Raw genomic sequence first — 18,478 nt, 5'->3', positions numbered from 1 at the left:
TTGCGTGAAACGGCTTGCGCGGATTGGCACGAAAGCAGTCTGCGCATATCAGCCGCCACGCGATAGCGTCCGGTTCTCACCCCTATATTCGGGAACCGGACGCTATCGCGTTGCGGCGCATGAATGATTCGGGCTAACGCCGTCGGCTCACTTTCGTCAATCGAAGTAATAAAAGAACGCCGGTTTCGTGCCGAGTTCTTCCTTTAGGATGTAAACGCGTTTGTTTTCCAGGATCCAGCGGATGTTGGAATCTTTATCGAGGATGTTGCCGAACACGCGAGCGCCGGTGGGGCAGGCTTCCAGGCAAGCGGGCAATTTGCCACGTCGAGTTCGGTGCAGGCAGTAGGTGCACTTTTCGACGACACCGACCGGGCGGATACGGTTGCTCAAGTAGCTCTGGTCCGGATTGACTTCGTCGGCCGGCACTTCTGGCTTTTTCCAGTTGAAGCGACGCGCGTGATAGGGGCAAGCGGCTTCGCAATACCGGCATCCGATGCACCAGTTGTAGTCCACGACGACGATGCCATCCTCTTCCTTCCACGTCGCCTTCACCGGGCAAACGTCAACGCACGGTGGCTCGTCGCATTGCTGGCACTGAACAGGCAAGTAGAACTTGTCGTCTTGAGGGACGGCTCCGGTGTAAGTCGTGTTGCCTTTTTCCATGTCCATCGTGCCCTTGGGCATTTCAAGCACGCGGATATACGACTGGTTGGTGTCGCGGTCATGGTTGTTTTCTTTGTGGCAAGCTTCAACGCATTTGCCGTTGCCGTTGCAAACACTCAGGTTGATCGCGTAGACAAATTTCGTTCCAGGGATCGGTCGGTCGTCGGCGATCGTTACGTCTGCGCCGTAGTTCTCTTTCGCTTCGGCTTCCAATCGAGCGATCACATCGGCCTTTTGCTGGGGCGACAGCTCGGTGTAGTGCTGCTGCATGAACTCCGCCGCCGACTTGTCCTCGGCGGCTTGCCGCAGCGGCGACACGGCGGCCACAAACGCGGCAGCGCCGAGTGTTGCGAAGCCGCCTTTCACAGCCGCACGTCGCGTGAAGTTCTCGACGATCGGTAGTGATGGTTTGCGAGCGTTCTCAGTGGTCGTCATGCGATTCCGCTCCTTGGTGGTCGTGGTGATGGCTAAGCGGGGCGTTAAAGCGGTCTTTGGGTTTGAAGCCGACGACCATCCTGGGATAAGTCGGTGAGTGGGGATCGTGACAGTCGATGCAATTGTTCTTCATTTGTGGACCGCGAGTGAGATCCCAATGCCCGTTCATGCCGCCGTGCGCACCATGGGCAAACGACTCGGCCTGTTTGCTATGGCACTGCGAACACAGCGTCATCACATTTTCATACGCGATCGACTGTCCGTCGGCTAAACGCAAGGTGTCGGCGTCGTCGGGGTTGTGGCAGGCATAGCAGGCGATCTTGCCGTGATTGAACGTCATGCCTTGGTGAAATTCGTCCAGCGTCGCGGCCGACACGTTTTCCGAGTTTGGTTTGCGGACGGCATGGCAGGTCGAACAAGCGACGCTGCCGGTTCGACCTTGCGGGTCCATCCCGGCCAGCTCGATCCGCGGTGGGCCGGTGGGTTTGCGAATGATGATGGGGTGTCTTGAACCGCCGGTATTCGCCGCAGTATTCGCCGCAGTGTTCTGATCGGCAGAAGCCTCCGCGGCAACCGCCGTCGGCGCATTGCTTGCGATTTGATCCGCACCGTCACGTTGATCCGCACCGACACGGCGCGAGCGAGAATCGTCTCGCGTGTTGCCTCGTCCGACGACGACGAAAATCATCGCAACGGCCAAGCACACCACACTGGCAAAGAGCATACTGGCGGTTCGCGGCATGAATTTCTGTCCCAAATGAGGTTCCACGGACGAGACTTAATGTATACACTCACGTATAGGTTAGCGAAACCTCACTTTTGCATCTTCCCGCCACTTTTAAAAGAGCAGCCACCGTGCCTATTAGCGGCTTGGTCATCACGTTCGCCTCGCAAGTTGAGGAGCATTCCGCGGCGATAGAATCTCTGCACGAAGTGCCCGAAATCGAAATCGGAAATGCTAGCGGCAGCAAACTAGCGATCGTTGTCGACTCGGCCGACAAACGCCGCGACCAACAAATATGGAATATGGTCCGAGAGTTACCTGGAGTGATCGACTTAGCGGTTGCCATGGTCGCATTTGACGAGGATAACGAAACCGCAGAACGAGAATCAATCAGGAATCTAGAATAATGGATGCCAAACGTCGCAGTTTCTTGAAGTCAGCCGCGATGGCGGCGGCCGGTTCGATGGTCGCGGGCAACACATCGTTGCCGGTGGTTCACGCCGACCAAGCCGTTGACGATTTGCCGACGGGTGAAGGCATGACGTGGAACAAGGCGCCGTGTCGTTTCTGCGGGACCGGTTGCCACGTGCAAGTCGGCGTGGAAGATGGACGCGTCGTTGCGATTGCCGGTGACAAGGCCGCCGACGTCAATAAGGGATTGTTGTGCGTCAAAGGCTATCACGTCGGCGGCATCCTTTATGGCAAAGACCGCCTGACCAATCCGCTGCTCCGCAAAGACGGCAAGCTGACGGAAATTGAATGGGACGAAGCGATCGAAACGATCGCCAAACGTATCTTTGATTCCCCTCAGACATTCGCATTTTATGGCAGCGGGCAATGGACGATCCCCGAAGGCTATGCTGCTCAAAAGTTTATGAAGGGCGGCCTGGGCAATAATCACATCGACCCCAACGCACGACTCTGCATGGCGTCGGCCGTGACCGGTTTCTTGGCAACCTACGGAGTCGACGAACCGGCCGGTTGCTATCAAGATCTCGACGAGTGTGACGTGCTGATCACCTGGGGTAATAACCCGGCTGAAATGCACCCGGTGTTGTTCTCGCGCGTTACCGACCGGCGATCGCGCGGCGAGACGGTTCGCATTATCGACATCGGCACTCGGAAAACACGCACAACCGATGCGGCCAACGATTATCTGGAAATGAAGCCGCACGGCGACGTGGCAATCTCGCTGGGCATCATGCATTTACTCATCGAGAACAACAACTACGACAAGTCATTCGTCGAGAAACACTGTAACTTCCGCGGCGCCGAAGAACTGACGCCGACGCTGCAGGGCGAACAGATCAGCGAAGCAGAGTTTCGCAAACGCATCGCCAAGTACACGCCGGAACGGGTCGAAGAACTGTCGGGCGTGCCTGCGGATCAGATCCGAATGCTGGCTGACTTGTTCGGTAACCACGACATCCGCATCACATCGCTGTGGTGCATGGGGATGAATCAACACACAATGGGCACCGCGATCAATTCGTTGGTTCATGGTGTTCACTTGCTATCGGGCCATTTCGGTCGGCCCGGCGACGCGCCGACCAGCCTGACCGGTCAACCTTCGGCGTGCGGCACGGTTCGCGAAGTTGGCACGCTTGCGCACGCGTTGCCTGGTGGTCGTGTTGTTGCCAATCCAGAGCACCGCGAGCAATGCGAAGGGTTCTGGAACTTGTCGCCCGGCAGCATCAACGCCACCCCCGGATATCACACGGTGAAGATGTTCGAGCAGTTCACGAAACCGACATCCCAGGGCGGGGACATCACGACGATGTTCGTGCAAGTCACCAACCCCGGCCAGACGCTGCCGAACTTGAACGCGTTGTTCAACGACAAGCAAGGTCTCGAAGATAAATTTCTAATCGTCAGCGATGTGTACCCGACCGCGACGACTGTTTTGGCCGATTTGATTTTGCCTGCGGCGATGTGGGTGGAAAAGAACGGCGTGTATGGCAACAGTGAACGGCGAACGCAGCAATGGTTCAAAATGGTCGATCCGCCCGGTGAGGCTCGCGATGATTGCTGGATGACGATCGCGATCGCGCATAAGTTGTTCGAGATGGGCTACGAAGGGATGAAAGACAAGGACGGCGAGTTCATCTTCGCGGTGAAGAACGAAGCCGGGGAAGAAATTCCCATTTGGGAGTTTGATCATTACTACGATACCAACGTCGATAAGCATCTGTTTGAGGAGTACCGTCAATTCACGACGATGAAGCATAAGAACCTCGCGCCGTACGATGAATACGTGAAAGCACGCGGGTTGCGTTGGCCGGTCGTTGAGCAAGATGACGGATCGTGGCGAGAAACCAAATTCCGGTTCTCGGGGTTTGACGATCCGTTTGTCACCGCGGGACAAGAGTTCGATTTCTATCATTCCTCGACCAACGACGGCCGCGCCCAGATTTGGTTCCACGAATATGCTCCGCCACCGGAGATGCCTGATGAGGAGTTTCCGATGTGGCTGTGTACCGGTCGCGTGCTGGAGCATTGGCATAGCGGCACGATGACGCGACGCGTTTCACAACTCTCTCGGGCGATGCCGACGGCCTATCTCGAAATGAATCCGGAAGACGCCAAGGCAGCCAATATCCGCCAAGGCGAACGGGTGATCGTCGAGTCACGTCGCGGGAAATGCGAGTTGCCGGTCTGGATCGATGGTCGTGGTCGCCCACCACGCGGAACAATCTTCGTTCCCTTTTTTGACGAAACGAAGCTGATCAACAACTGCACGCTGGACGCTCACGATCCGTTTTCTAAACAGCCGGACTACAAGAAATGCGCCGCGCGCGTGAAGAAACTGGCCGAGGCGCCGTCATGATGCGACGACTTGCACCGATCTTTTTTTCCTGCATCATCGCCATCGCGGTGGTCGGTTTCTTTGTCGGCATCATGGACGGTGTGCCGCAACCTGACGGTTTGCATGAACCGGCGCTCGTCGCGAAATTCGACAATGAAAAGATCGAGGAAAATCCGAAGCTTATCCCCGCGGTGTCGTACGCCGACATTGCCGAAACACCGATGGGTCCGACGAAGGCCTGGCAAGCCCAGCGGCAATCGTTGTCGCAGCCGCAGTACGATCTCTACGCCAAAATCGAGCCGAGCAAATCGGAGAAAGAAGCGTCCGGCAAACTTCGGGCGTCGCGTCGCGCCTTCAACGGTGCTCCGCCGATCATTCCGCACCCGATTGAAAACACGACAGACGCAGCTTGTTACGCTTGTCATGGTAGCGGCGTGCAGATGGCGGGCTTAAAAGCCAGCGTGATGTCTCACCCGTTCCTGGGCAATTGCACTCAGTGTCACGCACCGATGCCGCCGGCACCGTTCCAAGACGCTGGCACATCGGTCGAATCGAGTTTTGTCGGACTGCCGGCACCGAAAGCAGGCAAGCGAGCGTACCAGGGAGCACCGCCGACAATCCCACACTCACAGTGGATGCGCGAGAACTGTAACGCGTGTCACGGCGGACCCAACGGATGGGCCGGAATGGAATCAACGCACCCGTGGCGAACCAACTGCACCCAATGCCACGCCCCCTCTGCAACGCTGGACCAAATGCCCGAAGCGGAATGGTACGGTCCGGAATCTGTGCCGATGCTGCCACCACTGGATGTCGTTACAAAATAGCCGGAGAGAAATTTGACGCAAAGTCGCGAGAGCCGGAGTGATGCAGAGGAGGACGACCGTACTGCCAGGACGAAGTCGTCGGCGATCAAGCGAATCGCCTTTGCTGCTCTTTGGCTTCCCGCTTTTCTCTGGACGCTTCTATTCCGCCCCGCTCGCGCCAATCAAAGCCGCCGCGATCTACTCCAAGGACGTTTCTGGCGACTGATTCCGTCGGACCGGTTTGTACCGTTGGTCACTCGGCTACCCAAACCGCACCAACCAGAGCCAGCGACGCAGCCACCACGCAGCATCGGTGGCATCAATATCGACCCGGTGCCGCCGACTGATCTTGGCAACCGATCGGTATCGCGAACCATCCCTGTGCATCGTCCGCCGGGAGCGATCGACGAATTTCAATTCCTCACCGGATGCACCCGATGTGGCGACTGCCTCACCGCGTGCCCTTATGACGCGATTGTCCAAGCACCCGATCGACTCGGAAATATCGCCGGCACGCCTGTCATCGAAGCCGACACTTCCGCGTGCATGATGTGCGAAGACTTTCCTTGCATCGCATCGTGCAAGCCTGGTGTGCTGATCGACACGATCCCGCCGATCATGGGCACCGCCCGTGTGATTGAGCACCTATGCTTGGCTCATCACCACACCACTTGCACCGTGTGCAGCGAACGTTGCCCCGTCGAGGGCGCCATTGAAGTCACTCAAGGCAAGCCGATCGTCATCGAAGACACCTGCACCGGATGCGGAGTATGCCGCTACGTATGTCCGGCACCCGAAAACGCCATCCTGCTGATGCCCGCCTTTGAGCGGCCGAGCAAGAAAGGGTAGAAAATGACGGGTAGAAAATGACGGGTAGAAAATGACGGGTAGAAAATGACGGGTAGAAAATGACGGGTAGAAAATGACGGGTAGAAAATGACGGGTAGAAAATGACGGGTAGAAAATGACGGGTAGAAAATTGCGGGTAGAAAATTGCGGGTAGAAAATTGCGGGTAGAAAATTGCGGGTAGAAAATTTTGAAGAGCCCCCCACCGTGCATCCTCCCCCGACAATCTTCTACTCCTGCAATCTCCTACCCCTGCAATCTTCTACCCCGACAATCTTCTACCAAATCGTCTCAACGTCGCCCGCATGCCCATCACTTGCCGGCGGAAGGAATTGGTAGAAAATTTTGAAGAGCCCCCCACCGTGAATCCTCCCCTGACAATCTTCTACCAACAAGTTTCCTCCGAGGTTCGCGATGATGAATGACGATATCAGCGAGATCCTGCAAGCCGAATGGTCGGCCGATCAGGTCTTGCAGTTGTTTGACGACTTGCGTGACGGATCTGATGTGCAGCACGTGCAGCTTAAGTCGGCTCGGACCGATGCCACCGTGACATTGGCGGAAGCAAGAGACTCGTTCGCCGCCCAAGAAGCAGTTGCGATCCAAGTCCGCTATGTGTTCGAGAATGAAATGTGGTGTGACACGATCATGCCGGGGGACCCCACCACCAAGATCATTCGGAATCGTGTGCCAAATGCCTGAAAGTGATGTAGTGCCGCAACCCCAAGCTTGAATACATCTTTGCGAATGAACCGTCAGATTCAAATCCTTTGCTGGCCGATCACAACACAAAGTCCAACTGTCTGCCGCTGCGAATCAACGGCAGGTTGCAAACCTGCCCCACCCAAGCACACGTACGAGAGGCTTGAGCGTTTCTGGCGTCCCCCGGGCACTTATTCCGGTGCCAGGAACATGAACGGAGCCGAGGCTTTGAAGTTGTCCGTCTGATTGCCTCCCAGGCCAGGGTTTCCATGGAGTTGCAGTTTGCGTACTCCTGAGCTCGCTTCAAAATTGATTTGTTTCAGATCAACCCACAGGAGACTGGGACTGGCGGTATCTTCAAAGAAGTAAACGAGGTTCTTCTGATCGGCGACCGTGCGCCAGATGGTTGAGGAAATGTTCGGCTGGTCGGGCGTGCTGATCCCTCGCGGTACGCTTACGTTTCGCATCACGCTGAAGACTGCCGCGGTCGCCTCACGCGGGTCGGCTGATTGCGTGGTCGCGTTGATGTAAAAGCTTGCTCTGGCAAAACGATCGGCGGCTCGGTTTGTGCCCGGCAGCATCACGGTTCCGCCAATCTGCTGCCAGTATTCATTGAGCGCCAACTGCTGATCGTAAATCGGCGAGTTGGTCATCACTTGGTACTGTCTGCCATGGTGGATAACGAGCTTGCCATTGATGTACTCGAAAATTGCCGAATCACCGGATGGGTCGGAAATGGACAAATGGATCGTACCTGCCACGCCGTTGGGAGCCACGACGCCAACGATACAGAACGGTTCTTTGCTCATTTCATCGACGGCTTCTTCCACGGTCGCGAAGCTGTCCAGCACATATTGTGTCCAAGCAGCAATGGACATCTTTGGACGCGGATCTTTGTTGGGATCTGGGTATTCGCTTTCGACCAAGAATAAAAGATTGGCGACCAGCCCTTTCTCATTCATGCCGTCTGACGTCCCGCCTTCGTAGATCGAAGCGACGACGCTGCCGTACTGGCTCGTCCAAGCAAACCCTTGCTCTCCCATGCCTCCGTCCCGCTGCATGCCACGGGGGAAGATCCACAGGTTGGATTGCATGTCTTCCCGCCAGTCCATGGTTCGACCCGTCACCGTCTGCCCCGCCTTGCCAAAGTACACCGCTCGACTGCAAGCATTGGTAGTTTGAATCGCTGGCAGGAATATTGGTGCAAGCACAAGACAGACTGCGGCGACACGTGTTGTATTCTTCACAAAATACCTTTCGCAATTGATTTCAGTTCTGAATTCAGTTGGCGTTGGACCACCACCGATCGCAACAACTTGGTAATCCTACCGCGAGGGCAATTGGGACGCTGTCAAAGGGAGAACGCCGCGTCCCGCTTCGGATGGTTGTGTCATCCGCTTAGAGTTACGTTGAGGTGTTTGGGATTGAAGGCAAATTCCCGCTAAATACTTTGATCCCGCTGCGTTTTAAGTGGGACGCTCTCTAGCGCACTGCGGGCATGCACTAGTGGTCTGGAACAGCTAAAAGTTAGGGTTTAACGTAGTGGATCTTGCCAAAGATCCCACCGCTACAGGATCTTTAACAAGATCCACTACCCTAAAAATAAGCTACAGGATCTTTAACAAGATCCACTACCCTAAAAATAAGTTGTCCCAGACCACTAGCTTCTTGCCGCTCACCATTGCAGGTCGCAATACAACTTAGCCAGCACTCACTTCGTCTACTGGAACCCATTAGCGTTTGCGCAGAATCAGCAAACAGTCATTCTGGGATCCGTCGGTGTTGTTGAGTGTTACGGTTGCACCTCCGGTCACCGACTTTGTTGTCGGATGTTCGCTGACTTCGCCCGTTCGCGGGTTGAGAACCGAGACGGCGTACTGGGCGTTTGATCCCGAGAGATCCAACGTCGTTTCTGAAACAGTCGCCAAGTAAACCAAATAGCATTCACCTGGCAGAGCGAGGCAATACTTGGTGTTGTCATGATCGGGATTGCCGATCAGCTCGTCGGCGGGCAACATCTTTTCCAGCGGCAGTTCTGCTTGGCGAAAGAAGTCCAACGCGATGCGACAGTAGTCCCAGCTTTTGTCACGCGAACGCCAGTCTTCGCAGACCAGATCATTTTGGGCGTATTGGTAGCCAAAGTAGTACTCGACGCCGGCGCCGCCGCCCATCAGCGTACCCCACAACGTTTGCCGGCGAACTTCGTCAGGTGTGTAAGTCATTTTGCCGGCGCGGTCGTGTCCATCGTATCCTTCGTAGCCGATGTCCGGGCATTGGCCGTGTGCAGCGGTCCCTGACTCGTCAAACGCGACGATCCAAGGTTTGCCGGCTTGGATGGACTGAGTGACCCAATGTACGGTCTGGTGATGGGTGTCATGAATACCGCTGTTCTGCAGAGAGACGCCGGTCAATTTTGACTTGTTCCCCAGCAGCGGTTCGTAGACTTTAGCCTGTTGATCGGGGAACGTATGAATGACGATGTTGTGGTCATACGCATCGAGCGCTGCGATGTAATCGATCATTGCGGTTTGTTGCTTGGTCGTCTGCGTGTTTTCTTCGCCGAGGTTCCAGTTGAGAGCCAGGTTGTGACCAAAACGTGCGACCAACTCTCGGCAATAAAGTTTTCGTTGCGTTCCCAGGTCTCCGCCGTCCAAGCTTTCGGGGACAAGGCCGGCGTTTTTTTTGCCGCTTCGGTTGTCGTCGTTTTCGGTCTCTTGCATTTTGAAGTGCAGGTACATGTCGCGATCCGTGCCATGATCAAACACGACGCCCCACTGATCCAGTTTGCTGCAGTCGTAGTGAAGCTTGTCATTGCGTTGTACGAAAGGCCAGACGTTGTCACCATCGCCGCCGGCGTTGTACGTCAAGAACGAGAACGCATTGCAGCCTTTGTCGGCCAAGTAGTTGACTGCGCCGATCAGTCCCTTTCCCTTGCCGTTGCGCCAAGTGGGATCGCCATCTCGCCAGTCTTTGAGGTGAGGAGCCCACGTTTTCAGCGGAACCTTGCTCGGTTTGCCTGCGACCGTGTTGTCGAAATCAGCGTAGCCGAGCAGCGTCTCGGGCGCGTCGGCTCCGGCTTTGAGGAAGTACCGTTTGCTGGTGGCGTGTTGCAGGTATCGCTGGCCGACGTACTGCAAACGACCTTGCGCACGCAGGCTCATCGGCGGTGCGTTGCTGGCTGTGACCTGGAACTCGCCGGACTTGCCGTTGCAGGATTCGATCGGGGTGCCGGCTGCATCCAACTTGATCGCAACATCGTCGCCTGAGACGAAGTTGACTTTGTACGTCCACTTACCGGTGCGATCGGGGGCAAAGCGTGCTTGCCATTTTGTTCCCGCCTCGGCACCGCTGTTGGCGGCATCGCCGTCGGCGGCAAAGAAGCCGGGAATGTTGTACTGAGTTCCGTCGCTGTGTCGAAAGGTGACCGTCAGGCGTCGATCCAGGAAAGGGTTCGGAGCGTTGTCTTGCTCGTGGGCGAACGGTCCATCGATCGTCAGTGTGATCTTGTGCCACTGTTGCAGTGTACCTGTGATCGTGACGGTTCCCTCACCATCGGCTTGTCGTGGTTGTCGGAGCGGTGATTGGCTGGCTTGCTGGGACGCATCGGTCGAGTCTGAGGGCGTGGCAGCTAATGCTTGGACAAACTTGAATGCTTTGGGGGCTGTGCCGGCAAGCACCACAGGTTCCGGTCCCAAGCCGGTTGGACGGGGAAAGTCACGATTGGTTGTCATCAACCACTTGTCGAACTCGAAACCGTCTTCGCGCATCGAGAAGGAAACCACGTGTCGGCCTGGAGAATCAATGTCCAAGAAAATCTTGTACGGCTCGCCGCAATGCTCTGCTTCGGTGCGCTGCTTGCTTTCCCATCGCCAAGTCTTTTTGCCCTCGCACCACTGCAGTCGTTGTCCGGACTCGGGCCATTGGCCATCGAGTCCGACATGCAGCCCGTTGTCTTCGCCGCCGGTGGAGTGGGCGCGCACCCAAACGTAATAGCGACCTGCCGCTGGCACGTCGACTTGGTAGCTGACGACTGCCATCTTGCCCGGTTCGGGGGCGAAGTTTGTTCCCTTGATCAGGCGATCGTCGTGAGTACGACGCGTGTCGGGCAGGATTTCCAGGTAGGCTCCCCCGCTGGCACCGGCGACATGGTTGGGATCACCATCGGGCGAGATCTCAGGCGTGAGTTCCTGGTGTGTGAGATAGAACGCCCGCGTGTCCGTCATTTCTTGACGAACGAAATGTTCGGCTTCCACAGCGATGACGCCGCCCCGATCACCGAAGACCAAATCGCTGGTTGTGATCGGAGCTTGGGCGTGGAGCCCGACGCTTTTCAGCAGGGCAATGCAAGGCACCGCGAGTGCCAGAAAGAGGCGAAGAGTCATGTTCACAGGATCTCTTGGGAGAAGACATTTTTCTGGACAGATCGTTTTCTGCAGAAAAGCTTGGCGGAGCCGTCAACGACTCGCCTGAGCGTACTCCCAAGGATACACGCATTGGGAGAGCGGCTAAAGCTCGCCGCCTTCGATTGCCGAGAATTCGGCAAAGACGGGCAGCTGGCTGCTGACCGTTTCGGCTTCGGAGATGCTGAGGTTGTAATTTCGCAAGAAATCCAACGCGCCGCCGCGTCCGAGGTACTCGCTCGTGGGTACGGGATCGATCAAGACGTTGCCCGTCTGATGTCGGCCAAAGATATCCGTCGGTACGCTGCGAACCGAAGCGACCATGTTGTCGCCCATGATTTGCGGAATCATGTACCGATCGTCCGCTTGTAGCAGCCCGAGCATCACCACGTCGTCTTCGCCGCGTCCGTCGGACCGAACCGATTGAAACAGCCCTGGCATCAGGGCAACCTCTGCGCCGGCACGCTGCAAGTTGATGTGGACATTGACGATACTGAACGTCCAAGCGTTTTGCGGCTTGGGGCGTGCCGCACGAAACCAAGCGACCAAGGGCGCGTAGGTCATGTTTCCGCCGGGATCGGCAACGCTGTAGACCTGGGTGCGATCGACGCGGACCGTTTCCGTGTCGAAAAGAATCGCCAGTTGCTCCGGATAGCCGTGCGGTCCCGTCGTTTCACCCAGCACGTATTCGTAACTTCGGCCGCCTTCGTTGAGAGTATCGACCAAGCGAGGGATGATGTCGCGTTCCGGGGTGCTGATTTCTTGCAATGCCAGCACGTCGAATTGGTGTGCGATGCGGACAATGTTTCGGCGGGCGAGGTCGTTATTGAGTTTAGACGGGCCGAATCCGTTAAGAGCCCATGAGCCGATTCGCAGATTCCGAATGCGTCGGATGCGGGACGTGACCAGTTCGTCAGCGGCAGAGGGTGCCAGATCGGCCAGTACGGCGTCGTTGCGAATCAACGGTGCGTCGAAGGGATTGTCGAACGAGTCCAGGCCCGGTTCGCGGGTGATCCCCACAAACATGGTCGAATCCCCCAAGGGGTTGCCGTAGCCGTCGTCGTTGTGATCCGCATCTTGCACGTTGGCGCGAGGTCGGACCGAGATCGCGTCCAGTCCGGTGACTTGATAGCGACTGAGGAAATAGAACCCGCCACCGACGAGCGCAAGCACGATCAGAGTGCTCGGTAGACGACTGGAGCGTGTTTCGTCACCCATGAGGTTTTAAAGATGGAATCCTGAGTCAAAAAAAGAGCTTCGGGGGTCATCCTCTAGAGATCGATCCGACCAATCGCCGAAAGACAGTTCATTGGCCCATTTTGCGGCTCTGGCGGCGATGACCGACCGGATGACTTGAATCGTCGTTACGACCCCGTGCTGCGGAGAAGTTAAAATCCGGGACGATTCCTCTCACGAAGGCCTTGCCGGAATTGCCGATTCCTACCCTTGCGTCGTATCCTATCGGCACAGAACCGGTGTAAAGAAACGGTGCACTGCCGGTGCACTTTGCCGGAGATGCCGAATTCCCACTTATTTCGCCTTTCTGAAAAGCCTGGATCGTGAGCAAAGAAGTCAACGTTGAGATTCCCACCGTGGGTGAGTCGATCACGGAAGTCCAACTGGGAACGTGGTTGAAATCCGAAGGCGACTGGGTCGCGTCGGGGGAAGACCTGCTGGAAATTGAAACCGAAAAGGCGTCCGTTCAATTGCCTTCGCCCGCCGACGGATTCTTGGAGAGCATCACCAAGCAATCCGAGGAGTTTGCCAAGGTCGGCGAAGTCATCGCCAAGATCCGAGTCGCCCCGAGTCCCGGTGGCGGTGACGGTGGTGAGACTGCCGGCTCGGCACCGGCCGAATCCAGCCCCTCAAGTGGCGCTACTGCATCCGGTGCATCTTCCACCGGTGCATCTTCATCCGCCGGCGCGTCCATCATCATGCCCGCCGCCCAGCGTTTGTTGACCGAGTACGGCCTCAATGCTGGGGACATCAAAGCGACGGGCCCAGGAGGACGGCTGTTGAAGGAAGATGTCGAGGCTCACTTGAGCAAGTCGGCGCCCTCCGCCCCTGCCGCCGCCGGGCTCACGGCTCCAAAACCTGCTGCCGCTGCTCCTGCAAAGCCCAGTGGGCCGCCGCGACCAACCTCCTTGGTCACCAGCGACCCGCCGCACCGCAGTGAGGAAGTCAAGCCGCTGAGCATGCTGCGTCGAACGATCGCCGCTCGCTTGGTTCAAGCTCAGCAGAACGCCGCGTTGTTGACGACGTTCAATGAAATCGACATGAAACCCGTCATGGAGATTCGTCAAAAATACAAGGACGCGTTTCTCAAGAAGCATGGCGTCAAGTTGGGCTTCATGTCGTTCTTTGCCAAAGCCTCCGTGGAGGCGCTGCGTCGTTATCCAGCGGTGAACGCCGAGATTCGTGAAGACAACGCGATCTTTCGCAACTATCAGGACATCGGGATCGCGATCGGTGGTGGCAAAGGGCTCGTCGTTCCGATCTTGCGAAACGTCGAACGGATGTCGTTTGCCGAAGTCGAATGGTCGATCGGTGACTTCGCTCAGCAAGCAGGCGAGAACCGTCTGCAACCCGAAGACCTGATCGGCGGCACGTTCACCATCAGCAACGGTGGTATCTACGGATCACTGTTGAGCACACCCATCGTCAACCCGCCACAAAGCGGCATCCTTGGTTTGCACAGCATCCAAGATCGCCCGGTCGCGATCGACGGCAAAGTCGAGATCCGGCCGATGATGTACGTCGCGTTGACTTACGATCACCGAATCGTGGACGGCCGCGAAGCTGTGGGATTCTTGAAAACCATCAAAGAAGTGATCGAAGACCCCGCACGATTGTTCCTGGAACTTTAAGGCACTCGCCCAGTCTTGTTTTTGGGATGAGCCTGGGCTGATCAAAGGGTTGGTGTTGTGGCACTATGGCGCTCCGCAAGTTTCTGTCACCTCTCCCGACGCAGCTGGTGGCCCCCAGTGAGCCTCAGACGCTAGCCGTGGGCCTGAGGCGGATTGTGGTGCCGGCCCACGGCTAGCGCCTGAGGCTCACTCTGATTGCGATGCATGGGACAAAAATATGGACTGAAAAATCAATGTCAACGCCAGATTTTGAACAGCCCAGGGCTTGCCTGGGACAAGCCCAGAGCAAGCCCAGAGCAAGACCGGCGGAAGCAAGAAAAACCTTGCGCAAACCGAGTCCACAACCCTCGCTTTTTGACAGTTCAGGATTATGGGGTGCGGCCATAGCGAAAGTCGTGCGTGACTTTCGCCGCTTTCTGCTGACGGCCGGAACTCTTGACGAGTTTCGCTACCCTAAGATTTAGCGCAGCAAATCATGAGTGCATATCAACGTTCGCACGTTTTTTTATGCGCCCACACCCCGCCGAGGTTTTGCGTCGGATATAGTCGGGCAAAGGCACCCCTTTCTTCTCCAGCACTTTTCTAATCTAGGACCGATTGCATGAGTGACTCCTTCGAGAACCCCTACACGGCTCCCGTCGCGTCCCCATCGGTCAACCCGTTGAGTGCTCCTGTCCTGTACAAGCACAGCGGGAAAGTGCCCGTCGGCTCGATGGTCCTTGCCGCATGCATCTTGGTCCCGCTGGCCATCTTGATGGGCGTCGTGTACTCCGCCGCCGTTGTCTATCTGCCGTTCATCAAGCTGCGGGGGCTGATCACGTTGTTGTACGGTGGGGCACTGGGAGCGATCGCCGGTTGGCTTGCGTATCAGCTCAAGTTCCGAAACAACTTGGTCGTCATGCTGATGGGGCTGGCGTTCGCTTTCGTCAGCTACTATTCCGCGTGGGCGGTTCACCCGGCGTTGGTGATCTCGATGGACGAAGGGTTCAACTCTGATGTGATCGTAGCGGCGATCGTGGGTTTCCTGCCTCAAATGATCCTCGGTTGGATGGAATTCATTTACACCCAAGGATTGTGGGGAATGGGCAACGGCGGCAACGCGGTGAGCGGATTCGGTGCCGTTGCGATTTGGTTGTTCGAGGCGGCCGTCATCTTCGGGACGGCATGGGTCGCTCGCTCCGCGGCATACGGCGATCGTCCGTTCTGCGAAATCTGCAATCGCTGGACGGATGAGACTCAGGAACTGGCGGTGCTGCCCGTTTCGACGGCTGACCCCGCGTGGCAGCAAGTTCGCATGGGGAATTTGGACGCGTTAAAGAAATTGCAGATTTCAACACACAACACGTCCAGCTACGTCGAGTTGCGAATGGCGGAGTGTCCGACATGCGAGAGCAACGACTTTTTGTCTGCGATCGGTATCACACTGACCGTCAAAGATGGCAATGTTCAGAAGAACGAATCGCCGATCTTTCGCCACATGAGCATCACCGATGCACAGCGAGAAGAAATCACAGACTTTGCAACCGCGATGGCAGAGGCAGTCGCCGAGCTGAGCAACGACGGGGGAGATGACGAAGACGACATTCGTCCGACCATCACGAGCACTCCTGACCAGCCGGTTTGAACGTGACCCAAACGAACCATCGGACCAATCAAGTTTATGAGTCGGCAGTGGACTGGTGGGTCTGGCCGGTCTTGTTGGCTGCACCGTTGATTTGTCTCGGTTCGGCAGGCCTTCTGCTTTCACAAGGTAAGACGCAAGACGCGATCACGGTCTTGTTCGTCGGGACGGGGTCCATCCTATTAACGGGGATGTTTACGGTGCCTTGTCGCTACACGATTCTGTCGGACTCGTTGACGATTCGCTGTGGCATCCTGTTCTATCGTGTCCCATTCGAAAAGATTCAATCGGTCGAATTGTCGGGCAGTTGGCTCAGCGGTCCCGCCCTCTCGCTACGGCGAGTGAAAGTCAGTACGCCTTCGCGATTTCATTTGGTTTCGCCCAAAGACCGTGAGCTGTTCATCGAGCATCTCAACTCGGCCATCGCGAATTTTCAAGCCAAGAGCCGCTCGTAGGTCACGTCCAGTGACGAAGCCACTTTTCCAGAATGAGCAGGTTCCACAAACGATAGCCGTGGTTCTGCTCGCTTTGTTCATGTTGACGGACCATCTCGCGAACCGCGTCGATCCGCAGGAACGGCGAAATCTTTGCATCGTCGGCAAGCAACGTGTCGTGCACCATCGGCTTGAGTTCGCTCCGAAACCAATTCGCAATCGGGATGCCAAATCCCATCTTTTTGCGAGTGAAAATGGATGAAGGGATCATCGACCCGAAGGTATCTTGCAGGATCAACTTGCCACGTTTGCCACGGAATTTGTGATGCACAGGCAATGATGCGGCGAACTCCACCACTCGATGATCCAGCATCGGTTGGCGAACCTCCAGTCCGTGAGCCATTGATGCGATGTCCACTTTGGTACACAGGTCACATGGCAAGTAAGTCAGGATGTCGGAGATGCTGGCTCGGGTGACGTCATCTCGTTTGTTGGAACGTGCCCAAGCGGATTGCAAGAAATCAAATGGATCGTCGCCCGGCAAGGTTTGCACGAATTCGTCCGTGTACAAATCTGCACGCAAAGACTCGGGAAAAATCTGTAGCCAATTCATGTAGCGTCGTGGCGCGGTCTCTCCCATTGCTTCAAGGAATCGTTTCCCGCGTCGAATGATCGAACGCCGTTTGTTGCTGTCCGGCAAACGCTGCAAGAGGCTCGCCCCCGGGATCTTGTGAACGGGAAACCAACGTTGCATTCGCTGGCTGAGCCAAAGGGCGCGATAGCGTTCGTAGCCGGCAAACAATTCATCCCCACCGTCGCCCGACAATGCCACGGTCACCTGCTTTCGCGTCAGTTCGGACAGATACCAAGTCGGAACGGCTGAGGAATCACCAAACGGTTCGTCGTAGTGCCACACCAATTTGTCGATGATCTCAACGCCATGCGGTTGCACCTCGAACCGTTGATGCTCGGTCCCCAAGTGTGAGGCGACTTTCGCGGCGTAGGCCGTTTCATCAAAATCCGCGACGGGGAATCCGATGCTGAATGTGCGAACGGGTTCGTCACGCAGTGATTGTGCGATGGCGGTGATCAATGAAGAATCGATGCCGCCCGACAAAAATGATCCCAGCGGCACGTCGCTTTGCAGACGCAATCGAACGGAGTCGGTGAGCAGTTCCGAAAGACGTTCGCGTGCTTGGGCGGCAGAGATTTCTTTTTCATACGCGGGGTCAAAATCCCAGTATCGCTCAACAGTGACTTTCCCGTCCTGGTAGATCAAGAAGTGACCTGGAGAGAGCTTGCGAACGCCTTTCCAAATGGTCCCCGGGTGCGGGATGTACTGGTACGTCAGGAACTCGTCGATGGCACCCGGATCGATTTCATTGCAAACACCGGGGACGGCGTGCAACGATTTCAGTTCGCTGCCAAAAACAATGCGGTCACTGGTCGCGGCGTAGAAGAGCGGTTTTTGCCCGATTCGGTCACGGGCCAGAACCAAACGATTTCGTTTCGCGTCCCAAATGGCGATCGCAAACATGCCGTTGAGCTGTGCGAAACAATCCGTCCCGATGTCTTCGTAGAGGTGGACGATCGACTCACCGTCGCCAGAGGTCGTGAATTGGTGCCCGGTGCCTTCCAAGCGACGGCGCAGAGTCTGGTAGTTGTAGATCTCACCATTGAAGACCACACGGACATTGCCGTTTTCACTGGATAACGGCTGGTGGGCTCCTTGTACATCGATGATCGAAAGACGACGGAAACCGAGTGCGATACCGACATTTTGGCCGTAAGCATCACGATGATTGGGGCACAACCATTGCCCGTGTTCATCCGGTCCGCGATGCGTGATCGCATCGGTCATTCGCTGCAACTGGCTTTCGCCAATCGCTAGTTCATCGCGCCGCCAAACACTGCCTGTGATCCCACACATATGAACGTTACTTTCCGCAGACAGGGTTCGCTAGTATCTAGGCCGGATTCGCATCAACCGGAGTGTGCTAGCACCCGGAATATTCACGCAACTCACGATAGTCTTCGCAATGCGTTTGCACGAAACGGCTTGCGCGGATTGGTGCCGAAACCAGTCTGACCAAATTAGCCGCCACGCGATAGCGTCCGGTTCTTTCGCATGGACGCTGGAACCGAACGCTATCGCGTTCCGGCTGATGTATCA

Annotated in this window: 14 protein-coding genes; 8 read left to right on the top strand and 6 right to left on the bottom strand. The window is 56.4% G+C overall.

Translation table 11 applies throughout. The features are described 5' to 3' along the window. Nucleotides 1-156 precede the first annotated feature (156 nt). Together Pla52nx_RS04600 and Pla52nx_RS04595 are read right to left on the bottom strand one after the other, a co-directional pair. Nucleotides 157-1,098 (bottom strand): 4Fe-4S dicluster domain-containing protein, encoded by a 942-nt coding sequence (locus Pla52nx_RS04600; protein ID WP_146520016.1) that lies wholly within the window; start codon nucleotides 1,096-1,098, stop codon nucleotides 157-159. Beyond that, nucleotides 1,085-1,840, bottom strand: coding sequence for a cytochrome c3 family protein (locus Pla52nx_RS04595; protein ID WP_146520017.1), 756 nt, complete (start codon nucleotides 1,838-1,840; stop codon nucleotides 1,085-1,087). The genes Pla52nx_RS04600 and Pla52nx_RS04595 overlap by 14 nt, the downstream gene beginning before the upstream one ends. Nucleotides 1,841-1,953: 113 nt before the next feature. Here Pla52nx_RS04595 and Pla52nx_RS04590 point away from each other — a divergent pair, with 113 nt between their 5' ends. The 5 genes from Pla52nx_RS04590 to Pla52nx_RS04570 all read left to right on the top strand — a co-directional run bounded on the left by Pla52nx_RS04590 (nucleotide 1,954) and on the right by Pla52nx_RS04570 (nucleotide 6,983). After that, a complete protein-coding gene (locus Pla52nx_RS04590; protein WP_146520018.1) occupies nucleotides 1,954-2,229 on the top strand; it encodes a chaperone NapD in 276 nt (91 codons plus the stop codon). Further along, nucleotides 2,229-4,649 carry a molybdopterin-dependent oxidoreductase gene (locus tag Pla52nx_RS04585; RefSeq protein ID WP_197454573.1) on the top strand — a complete coding sequence of 807 codons (2,421 nt, stop codon included), beginning with the start codon at nucleotides 2,229-2,231 and terminating at the stop codon, nucleotides 4,647-4,649. The genes Pla52nx_RS04590 and Pla52nx_RS04585 overlap by 1 nt, the downstream gene beginning before the upstream one ends. Further along, nucleotides 4,646-5,455 carry a nitrate reductase cytochrome c-type subunit gene (locus Pla52nx_RS04580; protein ID WP_231741961.1) on the top strand — a complete coding sequence of 270 codons (810 nt, stop codon included), beginning with the start codon at nucleotides 4,646-4,648 and terminating at the stop codon, nucleotides 5,453-5,455. Before Pla52nx_RS04585 ends, Pla52nx_RS04580 begins: the two co-directional genes overlap by 4 nt. 12 nt (nucleotides 5,456-5,467) lie before the next feature. Beyond that, a complete protein-coding gene (locus Pla52nx_RS04575) occupies nucleotides 5,468-6,283 on the top strand; it encodes a 4Fe-4S dicluster domain-containing protein (protein WP_231741962.1) in 816 nt (271 codons plus the stop codon). 412 nt (nucleotides 6,284-6,695) lie between these two features. Next, the gene (locus Pla52nx_RS04570) at nucleotides 6,696-6,983 is read left to right on the top strand and encodes a hypothetical protein (protein ID WP_231741963.1); all 288 of its coding nucleotides are present in this window, start codon (nucleotides 6,696-6,698) and stop codon (nucleotides 6,981-6,983) included. A 191-nt stretch (nucleotides 6,984-7,174) separates the two neighbouring features. Here Pla52nx_RS04570 and Pla52nx_RS04565 read toward each other — a convergent pair whose 3' ends face one another. The 3 genes from Pla52nx_RS04565 to Pla52nx_RS04555 all read right to left on the bottom strand — a co-directional run bounded on the left by Pla52nx_RS04565 (nucleotide 7,175) and on the right by Pla52nx_RS04555 (nucleotide 12,601). After that, the gene (locus tag Pla52nx_RS04565) at nucleotides 7,175-8,230 is read right to left on the bottom strand and encodes a linear amide C-N hydrolase (protein WP_146520020.1); all 1,056 of its coding nucleotides are present in this window, start codon (nucleotides 8,228-8,230) and stop codon (nucleotides 7,175-7,177) included. 486 nt (nucleotides 8,231-8,716) lie between these two features. Then, nucleotides 8,717-11,365, bottom strand: a complete 2,649-nt coding sequence (locus tag Pla52nx_RS04560) for a DUF5060 domain-containing protein (RefSeq protein WP_146520021.1) — start codon at nucleotides 11,363-11,365, stop codon at nucleotides 8,717-8,719. Between the two features lie 123 nt (nucleotides 11,366-11,488). Further along, nucleotides 11,489-12,601, bottom strand: coding sequence for a deoxyribonuclease I (locus Pla52nx_RS04555; protein ID WP_146520022.1), 1,113 nt, complete (start codon nucleotides 12,599-12,601; stop codon nucleotides 11,489-11,491). A 341-nt stretch (nucleotides 12,602-12,942) separates the two neighbouring features. On the opposite strand from Pla52nx_RS04555, the gene odhB reads away from it, so the two are divergent. The 3 genes from odhB to Pla52nx_RS04540 all read left to right on the top strand — a co-directional run bounded on the left by odhB (nucleotide 12,943) and on the right by Pla52nx_RS04540 (nucleotide 16,326). Beyond that, nucleotides 12,943-14,250 (top strand): 2-oxoglutarate dehydrogenase complex dihydrolipoyllysine-residue succinyltransferase, encoded by a 1,308-nt coding sequence (odhB, locus tag Pla52nx_RS04550; protein ID WP_146520023.1) that lies wholly within the window; start codon nucleotides 12,943-12,945, stop codon nucleotides 14,248-14,250. Nucleotides 14,251-14,851: 601 nt separating this feature from the next. Then, nucleotides 14,852-15,874 carry a hypothetical protein gene (locus Pla52nx_RS04545; protein ID WP_146520024.1) on the top strand — a complete coding sequence of 341 codons (1,023 nt, stop codon included), beginning with the start codon at nucleotides 14,852-14,854 and terminating at the stop codon, nucleotides 15,872-15,874. Nucleotides 15,875-15,876: 2 nt separating this feature from the next. Then, nucleotides 15,877-16,326 (top strand): PH domain-containing protein, encoded by a 450-nt coding sequence (locus Pla52nx_RS04540; RefSeq protein WP_146520025.1) that lies wholly within the window; start codon nucleotides 15,877-15,879, stop codon nucleotides 16,324-16,326. A 1-nt stretch (nucleotide 16,327) separates the two neighbouring features. On the opposite strand, the gene asnB is transcribed toward Pla52nx_RS04540, so the two are convergent. Continuing rightward, nucleotides 16,328-18,235, bottom strand: coding sequence for an asparagine synthase (glutamine-hydrolyzing) (gene asnB / locus Pla52nx_RS04535; protein WP_146520026.1), 1,908 nt, complete (start codon nucleotides 18,233-18,235; stop codon nucleotides 16,328-16,330). Nucleotides 18,236-18,478 lie beyond the last annotated feature (243 nt).

This window comes from Stieleria varia, from assembly GCF_038443385.1.
GTDB lineage: Bacteria > Planctomycetota > Planctomycetia > Pirellulales > Pirellulaceae > Stieleria > Stieleria varia.
Note: the sequence above shows the minus strand (reverse complement) of the source record. Positions and strands in the feature narration are given on the sequence as shown.